Raw genomic sequence first — 377 nt, 5'->3', positions numbered from 1 at the left:
TTTGTTTTGGTTTTGGTTGTTTGGTTGGGGTGTGTTGTGGGTTGTGTTTTGTGTGTTGGTGTTTTTGGTTTTTTGTGGTTTGTGTTTTTGTGGTTTTTTTTGTAGTTGTTTTGTGGGGGGGTGTGCGTGGCGGGCGCCCCCCCCCTGTTAAGGTTTCTGCGACCAGAGAGAGCTCGAGTCGACGGCCACCTCCTGCCCTACCCGCCCGTCTTTCTCACCGTTGGCGTTGAGCCAGATGGTGACGGTGCCCTCGGTGACCGACTCGCCCAGCGCGGGCAGCAGGACCGGGGTGGCGTCGCCGGCCGGGGCGGCCGGGGCCGGAGCGGCAACCGGGGCAGCCGGGGCGGCGGGGGCCGGAGCGGCGACCGGGGCCGGGG

The 377-nt window shown here is 64.5% G+C and carries 1 pseudogene; it reads right to left on the bottom strand.

From position 1 onward, the window contains the following. Positions 1-147: 147 nt before the first annotated feature. Positions 148-377 (bottom strand): annotated as a pseudogene (locus PUR71_RS00250) (hypothetical protein); the annotation flags it as partial.

The sequence above is a fragment of the Streptomyces sp. SP17BM10 genome (genome assembly GCF_036322405.1).
In the GTDB taxonomy this organism is placed as follows: Bacteria; Actinomycetota; Actinomycetes; order Streptomycetales; family Streptomycetaceae; genus Kitasatospora.
Note: the sequence above shows the minus strand (reverse complement) of the source record. Positions and strands in the feature narration are given on the sequence as shown.